A 17,064-nucleotide genomic window follows, 5' to 3' on the forward strand; every position below is an offset into this window, starting at 1 on the left:
ATCAGAAACCTCACTGGCCTTGGCTGCCATGTGGTTAGAGAGGCCTTGGCTGCCATGTGGTTAGAGAGATGGTTGATGGCATCCCCTAAATCTTCAATACCTTCCTGATTAAGCTTAAAGACATTGCGTAATTTGGCAAAGCGCTCCCCAATCTCATCCCCGCTCATATCAAAAGCAACGGCCGCTTTGGCAGCATAAATACTAAAAGCCTCGAGATCTTGTTCACCAATACCTGCTTGGCTGGCACTGGTCATCAATTCTAAGACTTCACGGGCGGCGAGAGGAATTTTGGTGGAGGTTTCCAAAGCAAAACGACGCAATTCCTTTAAGCGATTAAGGGGGGCATCCAGAACCTTTTCCAAACCCTTCATTGATTGGTCAAATTGCATGGCTTTATAAAGAGGAGCAATTAGGCTAGCGGTTTGAGCAACAGCCCCCACCATGCGCCCACGCACATGAATATAAGCATTTTCTGCATGGGCTGTTGCTTCGCTCAAATGCTCAGGGTCAAACCACCCTTTAAAATGCTTGCGTGTTTGTTGTTGGAGTGGCGCAAAGAGAAATAGAAGGTCAAGCAATGGGGAACCCCGATTAGGCGTTGCAAGCAAGCCTCACCCTATAACAAAAAATATCTCTGTGTGAAATTTACAGATCTTATGTCCCTTACCTAAACAACAATATTGTACAGCATAACAGGATCAATTAAAGTAGAAAGATTTTTTCCTATAAAGCAAAAGAACGGTTGGAAAAAAGAAAAAACTTTGCCTATATTACGAAGCAGTAAAATATCATAAGGAGAAAGAAATGCGCCTTACAGTTGTTGGTGCAAATGGAAGAATGGGATGTGAACTCATTACAGCAATCCGGCAGAGAAAAGATGTAGAGCTTTGTGCTGTTCTTGTACGCAAAGGTTCAGCTTTTGTAGGAAAAGATGCCGGTGCATTAATTGGTTCAGATTCTCTTGGAATTCGCATCACTGATGATCCTGAAAAGGCCTTTTCTAATACAGAAGGTATTTTAGATTTTTCACGACCCCAAGCCAGTATTCTTTATGCTCACTATGCTGCTCAAAAAAAACTTGTCCATATTATCGGCACCACAGGATTTAGCAAAACAGAAGAAGAAAAAATTGCAGATTTTGCGAAACATACAACAATTGTTAAATCCGGAAATATGAGTCTTGGAATAAATCTTCTAGCCAACCTTGTAAAGAAAGCCGCCAAAACATTGCAGGCCGATGATTTTGATATCGAAATTTATGAAATGCATCACGCAAACAAAATTGACTCCCCTTCTGGAACCTCTCTTCTCCTTGGACAAGCAGCGGCTGAAGGACGCAATGTTATGCTGCAAGATGTGCGTGTCAACGAACGCAATGGCCATACAGGTAAACGCGAAAAAGGCTCTATTGGTTTTTCTAGTTCACGGGGTGGAACGGTTGTGGGCGAACACAGTGTCATTTTTGCCGGTTTCCATGAGCGCATTGTTTTTTCACATACAGCGCAACAACGCTCCATCTATGCCAACGGCGCATTAAAAGCAGCATTGTGGGCAAAAAACCATGAAAATGGTCTTTATTCAATGCTCGATGTCTTGGGATTAAACGCTGAATTTTAAACCGTCAATAGAATAGAGGCAATTTATAATGGGATGCACACTTGTACTCATCCGTCATGGACAAAGCGAATGGAATCTTAAAAACCTTTTCACGGGTTGGAAAGACCCTGATTTAACAGAAAAAGGACATGCAGAAGCGATAGCAGCAGGAAAAAAACTAAAAGAATTGGGTTTGATGTTTGATATTGCTTATACATCTGCCTTACAGCGTGCCCAAAAAACGGCTCAGCACATTTTAGAGCAAATGGGTCAATCAGACTTAGAAGTGATCAAAACTCCCGCATTAAATGAACGTAATTATGGTGATCTTGCTGGCTTAAATAAAGATGAAGTGCGTCAACAGTGGGGACAAGAGCAAGTACAAATATGGCGCCGCTCCTATACCATTGCGCCCCCGAATGGAGAAAGCCTACGCGATACCGGTGCACGCATTTGGCCTTATTATCTTTACCATATTCAACCTCATATTTTGCGTTCTCAAACTGTTTTGATCGCAGCGCATGGAAACTCTCTTCGTGCTCTTATTATGGCGCTTGAAGGTCTAAATAGCGAAGAAATTATATCTCAAGAATTAGCGACCGGAATTCCTATTATTTACACTTTTAATCCCGATTCAACCATTTCATCAAAGACAATCATCACACCTTAAATTTTCAAAACCATGATGCCCTCCCCCAAATTTAATTCAATCATTTTAAACGGAGAAAATAAGTTCTATAATTTTATTGACAGAATTGCTTCACACACTTAGATGATTTTTTATAAGCCCAGATGGCGGAATTGGTAGACGCGCAGGTTTCAGGTACCTGTGCCGCAAGGCGTGGAGGTTCGAGTCCTCTTCCGGGCACCATTTTTTGTCCTTAACATATTAAAATATATAGACTTTCCTTTAAATGGTGGCTTATAGACCGCCTTTCAGACCATTTCTTGTGGCTTATATAATTTTACCTAGTTTATTATTATTTGCTCCGTATTTTTCTTTTGAGTAAAAGCGACTATCTTTTTTCTCCATCGCACCATTCTCCCTCGCTTTATAGGGTTGAGGAAACCTCCCTTGAAGCATCCAATTGCAAATCGTTGTTGTGAATAGATTAAAAAGCTGTGCTCATTCACGGGTTGTTACATATCTATTGCCATCATCAAATATCATCTCACGACCTTTTTAGCATTTATGTTATATCAATAAGTGGGCTACTAAGAGACTCCTCTGTATTGAAAATTTATTTGTTAGATATGTTTAATTTCATATTCTTGGCCCTTTAGTTGTGTAAGAGCCAAGGCTACTTTGCCCCGATGGCACATACATACTTCAGTTTCAAGGCAAGTAATTGCAACACGTCTTTTATCCCAAAAAAGCTTGTATAATTTTTCTATTGCATGCGCATTGTTCTTGAATTTTGTATTTTGCTAATTTTCAAAAAGATGTTCATAATCTTTTTGTGTTTTTAAATTTCGTCGTTTTTCAGAAGCAATTCTGTGTTCAGGAATATGTACATAGTCAATATGAATACTGTTTACAGCTTTCTCTCATAGTCTTTTTGAAAATCCATATTTTCGGCTTATGGGATTTTTACGAACGTCACATAAAATCTTGATATTATTTTCCAGGAGACAATTAAGATAATTCTCAAGGGATTTCCCCTCATAGCCAATGGTAAAAAAGCAAAATTTTTCATCTTTAGCAGACGGTGGGATAGTATGTTTGATATTAGGAACGTTTAATTTCCTTATACGAAAAAGTAGAGGTGCTGGGAGGAGAAAGCACCCCCATAACATCAAGCAGCTTATGTTGAAATCTTTTGCATCTCTTGCTCTATTTCCTCTATAAATCATGTCCTTGGCAAATAACTTCTAACATTATTTGAAGTCTGCTAACGCCTCTTGAGATAAAACATCTAAAAATCTGAGAAACACGACCACAGCCTCGTGTGCAATAAATTGGAAAACTTTATCGTAAAATCCTTTCTACAAAGATAGGATTTTTTTGATCTAAGAGCTCTATGATTTTGTCTTCCACACCAAGAAGTACAGACTTTTACCAATTTCAACAGAAGATAAATCGGAGAAACTATCGAAAAACATATCACCATAAAAACGATCAAAAGACGTATAAAATAAAGATATCGAACTCTCTATTGTCGCTTACCTAACACCTAAGGAACAGAGCCTAAAGCCATATTTATAATGAATATGCAGAAGATTATCCTATCGTCCTTTGACGAAAAGACCATCGCTTCTTCACGCACTAAAACTCTAGGTTCTTTGTCAAATGCTAAAGAGCCCCCCAAAAGCTTATGATCTGGCTTTTAAAGTGTTTTATACCGTGTTTATATTTCTTATATTATCATATTGATCTCATTTTATTTTTCATTTTCGTGACCTGTTTCCCGCGCGTTTTTATATCTTTTCCATCGATCTCTTTCCGCTCTTTCACAGTTCCTGTTACATAAAAAACAAAGAGTCCCTATAATAACTGTAATGGATATGATGAGTACTATTGCAAATCCCACCGTTCATTCCTTTTTCAATGAAATCGTTGTTCATCATCTCATGCATTTCTCCCCATTTGCATTGATGAACAACTTTCTGCTTCCTTATCGCGATATTTTTTTCAGATTTTGAAGCCTGTTATTTAAATTATCAACTTCGCAATTGAGCCTTTCAAGTTCTTTATTGAGTTCATCAACATGTTCATGATGATTAGAATTCACTTCTAAAGTATGGAATGACTGAGATTGATCCTTAAGCTTATCGGCTTTGTCTAACCCTCGAAAGGCTTCTTTTTTTCTTAACATGTTCAAATGGGGTAAAAAACTTCTCGATCCGCTTAAAAATTGCAGCGTTTCGCTTTTGAGTTACCTCATATTTATAAGGAAGTTGTTTGGCATCTTTTTCAGCAAAGCCAAAGAGAGACCTTACTGTTCAAGAGCTATTCTCTCCAAATCCTCTACCGTTACCTCTCATAACGCCATTGTATCATTCCATCCCCGTTCGGCATGTGCTTTTTCAAACTCAACTGAATCCAATTTCTAAACAGCTTCATCCCGTTCCTTAATGATTTTTGAACAAAAAAATTCATCGACCCCACTATAATCATATAAGAAAGACACAAGATACGCATGCAAAAATATGACAAACAATAAGCTTTCTCTTAAAAGAATTTTTTTGTAAATATTTTTCTATCTTCTCGTACAAAATATCTTAAAATAAAAAGAGATAAATTATACACCAATGAAATATTCTACAAATAAATAAAGCTATAAAAAATAATTTATTCAATAGATTAGTCATAAAATTTTGTGTTTAGCGCTATATCTTTATGGGATAAATTTTATCACTTTATACGTGAACTAAAAAGAATTAACGCTACAAATCAATCAATGGTATTGAGTGGTATAAAGATTACTTTTAATAGAATTTTTTTAGCAGAAGCAGTAAAAAATTATGTTTTTTACGAAAATTGAAATTTATTCATTTTTTAGAATTTATTTTATGTTATCTTCCTTAAATTAATGAGAAGATCATAGAGTATTAAACTCATAGGACGCATTTTTCTCAAGCAACATTTTTTGAGAGAAAAGTTGATTAAATCAGCGGGGATACGAAATAAGCAACGTTATAATTTGAAAAGACAGTATGTATTGTTATTCGTAAAAAGATACCGTTTGGCAGTGAGCTAGAGAATATTTATGATTAAGGATATAAGTGAGAGGCATGAATTGGAGGAGTTTGATCTTTCTTACAGCGCAGTAGATCGAAAAAACACTAGATGAAGTTTAGAATTCGCCATTATTCATCATGAGATGAAAGCTTTCATTATAGGTTTGATTTCTTTGTTTTGATCTATTTTTTTGTCTGTAATATCTAAAAAATATCTTCAATAAGCGGCTCTTTTAGAGTGTCATTTCCATAATCAAAGGAAGGCTCATCGAGCAAGGATACCGTTTTGCAAAAGGAAATTGTCATTTCAGGATATAATGAAATTTATGTATTGAGTCACGATGCATCATGCAATCCCCCTTCCTCTTGTATGCGAAATTTAATTCTTAATCGTAATGATGTGGCCAAAATAACAATCCTTGTGAGGCAATTTTTTAATAAATAAAGTAAAGATGAGTTCTGAAAACAACTTTTTAGATGTAAATTGATACAGAAAAACAGTTAGAGAGCAATGGGGAGATTACAAATGTTGATAAGTATAAAAAAAGATATCAAAAAATTACCCAAAGCTGATTTTGGGATCATTTGTGCTCTTTCACCTAATCAGCTAGGACTATGGATCATGAATGAATGGTGTGTAAAAAATAAACAAGCCTTTATAAATTCTGATCATGTCAATGGTCTTACTGCCTCAGAGGCATTTTACAGATCTCAACCAAATGATTGCTATGGAAACAACAGCACCACAAGCAATTTTTCTCAAAAGATGGCGATCTCATTTATGGAACTTATGTTGCGCATCATAATCACTTTAAAGTTGCATTATTTCCTCCCATTAATACGCTTTGAAGCCCCCTATAGACTAAGACGCCTTTTAAATTTTAGTGTGGTTATGAAAAACAGCTTTCCACTGATCCCTAGATGGGGATATGAAACCGCTAACTTTTCACAGAAAAAGGTGCTCTTCAGTGGGAATTCTTATTGTACAATCGATGGAACAACACAATGAACAGAGCACGCACTCTTGCTCTTACCTATGGCGCTTATAATGCAGTACGCATGCTCATTGGTGTCTATCATGCAATTTTTTTAATGTCTATGGGGGTTAGTCTCGCGCAATTAGCGCTACTTCAAGTTGTCTTTTCCACAACTATTCTACTGCTTGATTTTCCTTGCGCTGTTTTAGCAGACAGATATCGGCGTAAATATTCCGTTATCGCCGGTGTCTTTATGACGGGAGTATTTTATCTTCTCTGCCTTAAAGCCCCCAATATAACGGCGCTTATTATTGCACAAATTCTCTATGCGACAGGCATTTGCATCATTGTCAGCGCCATTGACGGATGGATTTACCATTCTCTTGGCGATAAACACGATCACTTTTCGCATTATGCGCATCTTTATCACCAGGTTAATTCTTTCGGGAGTATTTTCAGTGGGATTATAGGCATTGGAACGATCTATTACTCTGGGCAATATTTTATGGGATATATTATCTCATGCCTCATGATGAGTGCTATTTTTTTAATATTCCTTATTGTTCCTGAAGAAAAGAAATCGGCCATTGAAACACACAAAACCAAAACAATCTTGCAAAATGCTAAAGAAACGCTGTGGATCTTTCAAAATACCATGGGAGGAGTGTGGTTTATTTCCCTCATGTGTCTTTTTAGCGCTGGTATTCAAATTATTTATCATTTCTGGCAACCAATTATACTTTCAGGTGGAAAAATTGATCACCTCAACGGTTCGCAAATGTTCGTTTTGATGTGCTGTCATATTGGCGCCTTTTCAGCACAATATTTTTCAAATTTACTGATGTCTAAATATCATGTTCTTGATAGAAAATATAAGAATTCTATAAAGTATTTTTCCTTCTTTTCTGCCCTTATGTGCATGGCGCTCTATTTTTTAGTCCATAGCCATCAAACGGCTGCATCCGTCATTGCCTTCTCTTTAATCCATGGATTTATTTGCACTGTACCCATAGGAGCAAAAAGCTTATTTTTCTCAGAACTAAACCAAACACAAACGCAACATATTTCTGGTGTTGTCGGTGCTGTATCTTTTAGCGGAAGAATATTTTCAATTACCGTATTAAGTATTATTTCTTTTCTTCCTGCAAAAGTTTCTCCATCTTATTACCTCATCTTACCAACCTTTACTTTTTTCATGTGTGGTTTGATCATCATGAAAGGGATGAAGCACTCTCAAAAGTCTTGATGAGAGGAACACGATAAAATTATCACCTATATTTTTTCTAAAAGATTTTGTTTTAAAAGCGGATCTAAGCTTCTTTAGACCCTTGACACATCTCGCTTTCAACAGACACCCCATCCCTAAAACAATAATTTATAATGATCATTCACCAAACTCAAATATCGTAAGATTTTTTCAAATCTGTTTTATCTTAAAGCAATAAAAATCATTTTCTTGCACATCATAAGCGGAAAGAACCGTATAGTTAAAAACAATTTAGAAAGGAAAGAGGTCCCCTTATGAACGCTCATAGTCAAGAACTATAGCAAGATGGAGAAAAGTATATATGCCGCCTTATTTCTCTCATAAGTATAAAAATGATATGCTCTATAAGCTTTATATTATTCATGAAAGCTTTTGTGTATTATACCATTCACAAGCACCATTGCAAAATGAGTTTGGGAATGTTGAGGGATATCAAAACCAGTGCATAAATTGGCAACACGCGTATATTCTGCTTAGAATATTCTTTTTATATTAAGAGGGTGTAATCCCAAACGGGATAAACAAAAACGAAAAGCCCATAATCTCCATTCTTGAACGGATACGTTTGTTAAAGATTTGTAAAAGTTGTAAAACTGAACGCATAAGATGATGATAAGATGGGAACGGATTTTCATCTTTTTTGCTTTGATGTTTTTTTAAAATTAAATGATCCTCCTATTTTTAGAAATCATTCTCTCACAAATTATAATATTTTCTTTTCTCTTTGGCCGATAAAAGCTGATACAATAGCTAAGGCAGTCACCCCTCTTAAAATATTTATCTTACATATGCTGCTGTGCTAGAAGTCGATATTGATTGACACGCCATAGAAAAACAAAAGCTCAGCCAAACAACGACATGAAACAATAAATATTACCGTCAATAGATTGGCAAGATAGAGGGATATAAAATACTTTATGGAACAGCATCCCTAACACATCTCACTTGACGACCTACTGCCCCTTAATAAGCGTTCGTACGGCTTCCTATATTCATAAAAATCCGTAAACAATCCTTCGCCTCCCAAATATGAAACATCAATGTGATGCGACAACAAAGTTTTGCCTTCTTTATCAACAGAACCATTCGAAATTTTGAAATAAGCCCTTTGACTTTCTCAAATTATTTTTTTCCACAACCGGTCAAACAACTGTTAATATAAATTGTCATGGCGATTTGCATAAAACCGATTGGATTTGAAATGTCCCCTATTGGTTTTGCTTTAATTTCCACCATTAGAAAAAAGCCTCTGCCACTTATTTCATGAAGTATGGAATGCAGCCAGATATAAAAAAAATCAACACAAAGATGAAGAAATAAGAAAACAAGCAGCAACACACGCAGCGAATGTAAAAGCCTAAGATTTTGCCATGAAAGCACTTCTTGGCTAGACATAAGATAAATATGGCATCGCTTTACACAAAGCGCACAAATCGTAAACGTCTCGCAATAGAAGCAATCAAAAAACGACAAAAAGACTCGCAATAGGATAAAAAAATAAATTAAAAGAATCTAAAGGGCTTAAAATCCCTGAACTTTTATACAAGGCACTCATTTCATTATAAATGGCAGAGGGAATCATCATAAATGGCGGAGAGGAAGAGATTCGAACTCTCGAGAGCCTTTTGAGCCCTACTCCCTTAGCAGGGGAGCGCCTTCGACCACTCGGCCACCTCTCCAAGGAGTTGCATAAATGGTCTCAATAAAAAGTTCAAGACATTTTCGATTTTTTTCCCAAATATCTGATTGTTTTTCCGTTATTGACTTCATAGCGATCAAAAATGAACAAAGCGAAAATTGTGTCTTTTTTAGCACATCTGCTCGAATAGTACATGGATACATTACAAAAATGTCATTTCATATTTGAAACTCTAAAAAGATTAGTATAGCTAGGATGATTAAGTACCGCGTATTTTACTTATGTCTTTGTCTTTAATAGATGAGGCAAATGATGTTCTTTTAGCAGAAAATTAAACGGACCTTGGAGATCCCATATGAATATTAAATCCCTCTTTTTAAGCTCTACAGCAGCTTTTTTAGCAATTTCTGGAGCACATGCTGCTTCAAAAGTTGTTGCCGAACCTGAACCTGTAGAATATATTCGCGTTTGTGATGCCTATGGCAAAGGATATTTTTATATCCCTGGAACAGAAACCTGCATGCGTTTGTCCGGAAACGTTCGTGCGGATTTTATCGGTGGTGATAATATCGATGCAACAACCGAAACCGAACTGAAAAATAAAAATAAAACTTATGGTGCATCATCACGGCTTACCCTTGTTTTCCAAGCCGCTTCTGAAACAGAAATGGGAACCCTTCGTTCATATGCGAGAATTTTCTCAAGCTGGGGTAAAGGTAATGATGGATCTGGTGCAAAACTTTCCGCTGCTTACATTGAATTGGGTGGTTTTCGTGTAGGTCTTGACGATACCATCTTCAATAGCTGGACTGGTGGTTATGGAAATGTTTTCAATGATGACAGTGTAGCACCTGCCGGCACAACACGCACCAATTTTATTTCCTATACCTTTAATGGCGACTCCGGCTTTTCTGCCATTATTGGAGCTGAATTAGGTAATAATGCAGATACTCTTCCTGAAGTAAAGACGAGAGACACCAAAGGATTCTACATTGAAAAAGATGGTACACTTATTCCTGTCACGAACGATACTCGTCCAAGTAAAGCAATTAAAAATTACACACCCAATGTGGTTTTGGGTATAAAGTTTATGCAAAAATGGGGTGGTTTTTCAGCAGTTGCTGCCTATGATGCTTACTACAAAAAATGGGCTGGAAAAGTACGTGCAGATTTCAATATCAACGACCGTTTCAACCTATGGGTAATGGCTGGTTATAAAAATAGTCTTGATTACTACACAGTAAATGCAAATAATGAATTGTCACGAACAAGCACAACAATTTATGCAAACTGGGGTGGTAAATGGGCTGCTTGGGCAGGTGCCACATACAAACTCACGCCAAAGGCAAATTTGAATGCTCAAGTTTCTTATAGTGCTGTGAAAACCTTTGCAACATCTGTAAATATTGCATACACGCTGGTTCCAGGATTTGTGATTACACCTGAATTGACTTATGTTTCTTGGAACGATGACCGCGTTCTAAAGGATGCAAATGGTCATGAAAAACATTTACTCCATGGAAAAAGTGCCCTCCAAGGTATGATCCGTTTACAGCGTTCATTCTAATTTTTTTCAGATACAGCTTTGAAAAACTGGCAACTAAAGTTGCCAGTTTTTATTTTTGAAATCAAAGATCATGAACAGCCTTTCTCTAGTATTTATTTTCTTAATTGTTCTAATAAAAACGACTTAGTTTCACAAAAATAGTCTCAAAAAAAGTTAACCCGTATGAGTTTGATAAAATGACTTCACACAGGCCACTACCCATCAATTCAAGCAATCTCTCCCGTGCTCTTTAAAGCGTGTGTTTCCATTGCTTTATCACCCAATTGATCTTTCTTTTGCTAATTTACACCGAACCTTTTTAATTTAAGGCATAATCTTCTCAGACTAAGCTTTACCTTGAAATTCAGTTGATCTGCACTAAACAAGGAAGCGCATCATTCTCTTGAAGAATAAAGATTCCTACCCTCATCATTTTGTAAATAATCCGATTGCTCTAAGGAGAACACTTGGCTGATTGCTTATGATTCATTTGTATAAAGCTAAAACTCTGCAGACAAATCCCATCCCCAATATTTTCCACTCTCTATTTTTTTAATATTTAAAATCGAGTGTTATATCTTTCATGTTCCTGTATCACTATTTTCAATGATGCTGTTTTATAGCATCACAGAATAAAATATTGAAAAAAGATAGAATATTAATTTGTAATGATAATTCACCGTTCTTCAACGTAATTGAGACCCTCTCGTAAGATTTTCTCACTTCAAATCTCTCCATGTTGAATCAATGAAAATCACTTGGCTTGCACATCCACAAGCGGATAGACCCTATGAACCAAAATATACTAAAAAGGACAACACATGCCTATAATGAGAGCTTTCAAGAATGAAGGATTGTGATAGGCTTGTAAACTGTATGATGGTACCAAGTTGCTTTTTTATAAAGCATAAAGAGGCAGTGCTCAATAACTTTTACATATACTATTCACAGGTACTGGCGTTAAATGGACTTGAAAGCAAGATATCTCTTTAAAACAAACGCATGAATGAGCAACACTGCAACATATTAAAAATCTTGATCATCAAGAAACATATCATCAAAACGATGCCAATATCCTCTAAAGTCATAAAAGCTAAAATCAATATATCTTCAAAAAATGAATTGTCCTCCTTGCTCTCTAAAGAATAAAATCCTACCAAAAGCTAATCACAGCCCTGTCTTTCTTAAAATCATTATTCCATTAATGAGATAGTTTATTGTTTTGTAGGTTGGGATTAAGAGATCTGAATATCTCTCATATTCCCCCATTCTCGTTAATCAATCAAAATCATCTCTTTTGCACATCACAAGGGGGACTAGTGTATAAATAAAAACTAAATACAAAAACGACAAATGCTATGAATCGTTTCAATAATTGTCAAAAGCTGTCGTGCAACATTGAGAGCAAGAAAAATTAAGATGTTGCATATAATGGTGCTCCCTTACGCTTTTATTAAGCGCAAGGATGGTCATGTACAATAAACGACACACCTCCTAGAAGATTTTATACTCTTAACGCATGCCCATTATAAAACATGTAAATAACACACATCAAAAAATATTTTAAAACAAATAAGGATACATACAACACGAGTCCATTTTGTTTAAGGTATTTTATCTTATACGAGGAACATGCCCCCATTAGACACAATATCTTCACTGTGCACATTTTAAAAAAAGCAGAATAATATAAGATAAAGAAACAATAAAACTTAAATCTCTGCAAGCTATGAATCTCTATAGAATTACATTTTTACAAAACGCGCTATACTCTCCATACGATTTTTAAAACAATAAATGCTCTTATATTACATGAAGCCAATAAGCAGAAGCTCCCTCTTAAGACGCAAGCAGCGCTTACAAGCCATCATAAAATATCTTTTAATAAAAACGGATCGAATTTACGAAAAATATTTATCAACCAATGCATAAAGAATTGCCGCTGTTTCAACATCTAGAACCCCATCATAATTTTCTTGACGAAAGTGAAGTTGAAAAGCTCGGATCAAATTTTTGTATCCTATTTCAGTACATACGGCTGAAACATCATACCCATAACATTTTAGCTTCGCCAAAACCTCTTCTTTGGAGGGAAGGCTCTTAGAGAATTGCTCTTGATAGCGACTTTTGGGGTCATCATCATACCATGCCCCTATACCTGCATTATAAAGTTCTTTCCATGGGAAAGCTGCTCCCGGATCACTTTTTCTTCCAATGGCAATATCACTATGCCCAACAACATTCGTTGGCATAATATCAGGATACCGTTGAAGAATATTCAATGCGAGCTCTTTCACGGCATCAATTTGTATTGGATTATAAGGAGGAAAGCTAAATGCCCCATTATGATCATCCACTAATCCAACGGTCTCTTCTGAAGCAGAAGAACAACCCGTTGCTAAATTAACGATTTCAATCCCAATAGATGTATCATTGAGACGACTATACCCTGCCCATGAACTAACACCCGCATGCCACGCACGCTCACTTTCATCAACCAGATTAAAAATACACATATCTTTGAATCCTGCCTCACGATATGTCTGCTCTGAAGGATCAGGAACAAGATAGTGTGCACTAACCTTTTCTCCTGTAAGTGCCATGATTGATTCTTTAAAATCAATAGCCGTATAATGCATAACAAGAAAATGAACGCGACGATTAAAACCCTTGACAGAACGATAACTGTTGTAATCAATCCGATACATAAAAAGCTCTTTCTTTTTCGTTTTAAAAAACCACCGCCTATCACAACAGATAAAACACAAACTGTTGAAAAAATGCAATGAATATATCATTTAGATACTAACAATTGCGTCAAAAATTTGTTTATTAAAAACATCAACACTCTTATCAACAATCAAGACACATTTTTATTTCTCCCCACACAGACATAAAATGTTTTAGACAACATCCACCAACCCACCCCATCAAATATTTCCCCCCAAAACTCCCTACACAATGATCAATTGAAAAGAAAATAAAGGCGTACAAAACAATCACGTCTTAAATCTTTACCTCTCACAGATAAAATTGCTGTTTCTATTATAAAAAATTGAGAAATATCCCCCTGAAGTAAACGCCAAACTATCATGCAATCGGCACAAAAGCATAAAGGAAAACTTTATGAGCTCTTACAGCAATTTATGATCAGACAACTGAACAGCATACATTCCCAATCAACGTTTCATGGACATATTTTTTAATGAAATTTGCAAAGCTTTTCTGTCAATGGCACTGCTTTTTGTCTTTTCACAACATCTTTTTCTGATTTATTAAAGAATACTGATTATTTATAAAGCTTGCAGAATACAAAGTCTCTGAATATCGTTCATGTGCTTTTAAATAAAAGATAACATATTAATTTATAATAACCATTAATCTTTGTTGTGCCTTTTGAATGGAAGAGCCGAACACAGTCAAATTTCTTTTATCTTAAATCTTCTGATATTGAATGAACAAAAGCCCTTCATTTGCACATCAAAAAATGAACATAGTGATAAAAATCACTGAAAAAAAAGAATACTTCTCATGATAGATAAAAACAGCATTGTAGATGCATATATCTTATCCTCTTAATCTAAATAGCAAAGTCCATTGCAATATTTGGGACTAGAAAAGGATACCCCTAAAATCCAATCCAGCATAAAAACCTTCATTATTTTTGCTGATAACATAAAAATGAAAAGACTATTGAGAACCAATGGTGTGTCTTATGGAACGCCTATCAATAAACAGACCTAATTTTTGTCACAACAGAAGAAATATATGGAGATTGACACTCTCTTAAATGAGGAGAAAAGAATTTTTCTGCTTCTCTTTGATCTGTTATAGCACCAAGCAAAAGAGCATCACATTCCGGAGTTTTTTACCAAGTTTCCTGAGGGAAGATAATCCCCTTCCTGCTTCCAATATTCCTACCTCATATCACCATAAGCTAATTTAATGGACAAAATAGCTCTAAGACCTTCACGCCCCCTCACGGATTTCTAATCTCTTGCCCCTCACACAGGTAGCACAAGAACTGTCTTTTTTATAATCCTTCCATCCATTCGCTAACAATTGCATTCGTCATAACGAGATTATCATCCCACAAACGGGTACCTGCCCCAGAAATTATTCGATATTCATGATTAACACATTGGCTTTTTGTTTGATTATCAACCGTTGCAAGTTGCGATTTTTCACCCACCAACGCTAAAAACTTCCCCCTATACTTAACAATCTCATCTCTAGCATCCAATGCCAATAAAAGTTTAAATCCTCTTGTCATGCGTTCAACAGCCATGTTTTTTTGATCTTGTGGAATTTCCAAGGCAACTCTTTTTTTCACAACGCCAGAAGGATGCATAAAAATATTAAGTGTTTCCAAAGCGCCCAACAAATCATTATTTTCTAAGTGAATCAAAATATCTCCAAGGCGCTGTTGCAAAAGCTTATCTGGATAGCCAGGTGCATTTACAGCAAGTACCGCTTGAACATTGGGAAGCCGTGTTGCCAATATTTGTACCAATATGCCAGCCATAGAAAATCCCACAAGCACCGTAGGCTTTTTAAAAGATTTGTCCAATTTTTCTACCATAAAAGATAAAGTTTCAATAGCAGAATGATTGAAAAAATGAGCGCTCTTAGGAAAAAGCGAGAGTGTATCCAGCAGCATCACTTGAAACCCTTTCATCGCGCAAAGCTTTGTCAATGAAGAACAAAAAGCCCCTCCATCCCAAATGGGCATTACAGGAGACAGAATAACAACAGGAAGGCTCATTGATTAGATTCCTCCTCTTGCTTCAAAAAATGCATGAGAGCCAAAACGCCTTCCCCAAAATGTCATAAAAATACACGTATGTTGAAACTCTACGCCCACAAAGTCCCCCAGAACAACTAATTTGCCAAATTCAAACGAAACTTATGATCAATTTTACCCCCACTCAATCAAACAACTGAATAAAAAATCATTCAATAAGAAAGTCCCCATTCGTGTAAAATATCAGAAATATTTTTGTACAATACTCTCTATCATTTCACTCAGCTTATTTATGAAGTCATAAAATGACGCGCTTTTTGAATATAAATGATAAAACCAATCATGCAACACACTGCTAACAAAGTTGCCATAGCCCGTGGGCTATGACCAGAGATTTTTCCGATAACCGCTGCACTGAGTGCCGCACTTCCTAATTGCAAAGAGCCCATAACACCAGAAGCCGCTCCTGCAGCTTTCGGATGCGATGAAATAGCCAGCGCTGTCCCTAACGGCAATAAAAAACCATTGCCAAAAGTAAGAACAGCAATAGCCATAAAACTTGTCACAAGGGGCCATGGGCTTAGATACATTTGCAAAGCAAACAGCATACCACCTATCACAAAAATAACGTACCCTCTCCCCACGGTCTTTTCCATAGACTCGCGTTCAAAAAACCATCGCGCCAAAAAATTTCCTAAAATATAGGGCAATGAAACACCAATATAGCTATAACTAATATGTATTGGCGATAAACCTAAAGTCGTGAGCAAAAAAGGCGATTCCACAATATAAGCAAAATAGGCAGCGTAAGAAAAACACGGAATAAGTGCATAAAAAATAAATTGTTTATTTTTAAGAACGCCCCAATATCCCTTCATAAATCCTACCGGAGAAAAATTCTGTCGCATTTGGAGAGGCAAAGTTTCAGTGAGCACAAAACAACACAGAAAAATGGTCAAAAAGATAAAAAAGCTTAAAAAGATAAAAGTCGCCTGCCAATGAAAAGCTTGTATCAAAAGTCCACCAATAAAAGGTGCCAGTGCTGGCGACATTCCAATAAAAGGGAAAACAATCAAATAAAGTTTTCCTGCTGCTCTTTTATCCAGTAAATCATTGATAATCGCACGACTTAAGACAAGTCCCGCACAAGCTCCAAGACCTTGTAAAAAACGTAACATAAGAAAAGCGTGAATATGAACCGTATAAATCACCCCAATTGTCGTAAATAACCACAAGAATAAGCCTAATAGAAGTGTTTTTTTACGCCCAAAATTATCGCTCAGCGGTCCATAAATAAGCTGTCCAAGTGCCAATGCAAACAAAAAAATAGCCACTGCACTTTGAATTTGAGATTGTGTCACTTGATAATACTGACGCATATCTGCCAGTGCTGGTAAAAAAATATCGGTAGAGATCAATCCCCCTGTCGATAAACACACAATAAGTATAATAAATGGCAAAGTATATTTACGATTCATAAATAAAGTTACACTTTTAAAGTTATAGATTGAATATAATCAATTAAAAATAACAGATATAATTACACTTTTTCTTATATATATAAATAATCATAATTAAAAGTATTATTATTTTACTTTATCAAATTAAATTTCT

10 protein-coding genes, 2 tRNA genes and 1 pseudogene are annotated in these 17,064 nt (G+C 36.1%); 6 read left to right on the forward strand and 7 right to left on the reverse strand.

The annotated features are described in order from the left end of the window. The coding region (locus CEV08_RS05480; RefSeq protein ID WP_245407047.1) for a phage tail tape measure protein at positions 1–578 on the reverse strand (578 nt) is incomplete at its 3' end. A 226-nt stretch (positions 579–804) separates the two neighbouring features. Between CEV08_RS05480 and dapB the strand changes: the two genes are divergently transcribed. The 3 genes from dapB to CEV08_RS05495 all read left to right on the forward strand — a co-directional run bounded on the left by dapB (position 805) and on the right by CEV08_RS05495 (position 2,467). After that, positions 805–1,617 carry a 4-hydroxy-tetrahydrodipicolinate reductase gene (gene dapB, locus CEV08_RS05485; protein ID WP_100130709.1) on the forward strand — a complete coding sequence of 271 codons (813 nt, stop codon included), beginning with the start codon at positions 805–807 and terminating at the stop codon, positions 1,615–1,617. 28 nt (positions 1,618–1,645) lie between these two features. Continuing rightward, complete coding sequence (locus CEV08_RS05490) at positions 1,646–2,266, forward strand: 2,3-bisphosphoglycerate-dependent phosphoglycerate mutase (protein WP_100130710.1); 621 nt, start codon at positions 1,646–1,648, stop codon at positions 2,264–2,266. Between the two features lie 116 nt (positions 2,267–2,382). After that, positions 2,383–2,467, forward strand: a tRNA-Leu gene (locus tag CEV08_RS05495). Between the two features lie 98 nt (positions 2,468–2,565). On the opposite strand, the pseudogene CEV08_RS09960 reads toward CEV08_RS05495, so the two are convergent. Beyond that, positions 2,566–2,767: pseudogene (locus tag CEV08_RS09960) on the reverse strand (helix-turn-helix transcriptional regulator). Between the two features lie 377 nt (positions 2,768–3,144). Beyond that, positions 3,145–3,450: a DUF488 family protein gene (locus CEV08_RS10195; protein WP_348602891.1), complete on the reverse strand. Its 306-nt coding sequence runs from the start codon at positions 3,448–3,450 to the stop codon at positions 3,145–3,147. A gap of 2,353 nt (positions 3,451–5,803) precedes the next feature. On the opposite strand from CEV08_RS10195, the gene CEV08_RS05515 reads away from it, so the two are divergent. Both CEV08_RS05515 and CEV08_RS05520 read left to right on the forward strand, forming a co-directional pair. Beyond that, positions 5,804–6,286, forward strand: a complete 483-nt coding sequence (locus CEV08_RS05515) for a hypothetical protein (protein WP_100130711.1) — start codon at positions 5,804–5,806, stop codon at positions 6,284–6,286. After that, positions 6,283–7,500 carry an MFS transporter gene (locus tag CEV08_RS05520; protein WP_100130712.1) on the forward strand — a complete coding sequence of 406 codons (1,218 nt, stop codon included), beginning with the start codon at positions 6,283–6,285 and terminating at the stop codon, positions 7,498–7,500. The genes CEV08_RS05515 and CEV08_RS05520 overlap by 4 nt, the downstream gene beginning before the upstream one ends. Positions 7,501–9,109: 1,609 nt before the next feature. Here CEV08_RS05520 and CEV08_RS05535 read toward each other — a convergent pair. Beyond that, positions 9,110–9,200 (reverse strand) — tRNA-Ser (locus tag CEV08_RS05535). Between the two features lie 315 nt (positions 9,201–9,515). Here CEV08_RS05535 and CEV08_RS05540 point away from each other — a divergent pair. Next, positions 9,516–10,727 (forward strand): porin, encoded by a 1,212-nt coding sequence (locus tag CEV08_RS05540; protein ID WP_100130715.1) that lies wholly within the window; start codon positions 9,516–9,518, stop codon positions 10,725–10,727. Positions 10,728–12,607: 1,880 nt separating this feature from the next. Here CEV08_RS05540 and CEV08_RS05545 read toward each other — a convergent pair. The 3 genes from CEV08_RS05545 to CEV08_RS05555 form a co-directional block, all read right to left on the reverse strand. Next, entirely contained in the window at positions 12,608–13,414 is an 807-nt protein-coding gene (locus CEV08_RS05545; RefSeq protein ID WP_100130716.1) for an N-acetylmuramoyl-L-alanine amidase, read from the reverse strand. 1,325 nt (positions 13,415–14,739) lie between these two features. Continuing rightward, on the reverse strand, positions 14,740–15,471 hold the full coding sequence (locus tag CEV08_RS05550; protein WP_100130717.1) for an alpha/beta hydrolase: 732 nt from the start codon (positions 15,469–15,471) through the stop codon (positions 14,740–14,742). Between the two features lie 269 nt (positions 15,472–15,740). Next, positions 15,741–16,928 (reverse strand): multidrug effflux MFS transporter, encoded by a 1,188-nt coding sequence (locus tag CEV08_RS05555; protein WP_100130718.1) that lies wholly within the window; start codon positions 16,926–16,928, stop codon positions 15,741–15,743. Between the last annotated feature and the right edge of the window lie 136 nt (positions 16,929–17,064).

Origin of the sequence: Bartonella tribocorum (assembly GCF_002778015.1) — a bacterium.
GTDB lineage: Bacteria > Pseudomonadota > Alphaproteobacteria > Rhizobiales > Rhizobiaceae > Bartonella > Bartonella tribocorum_B.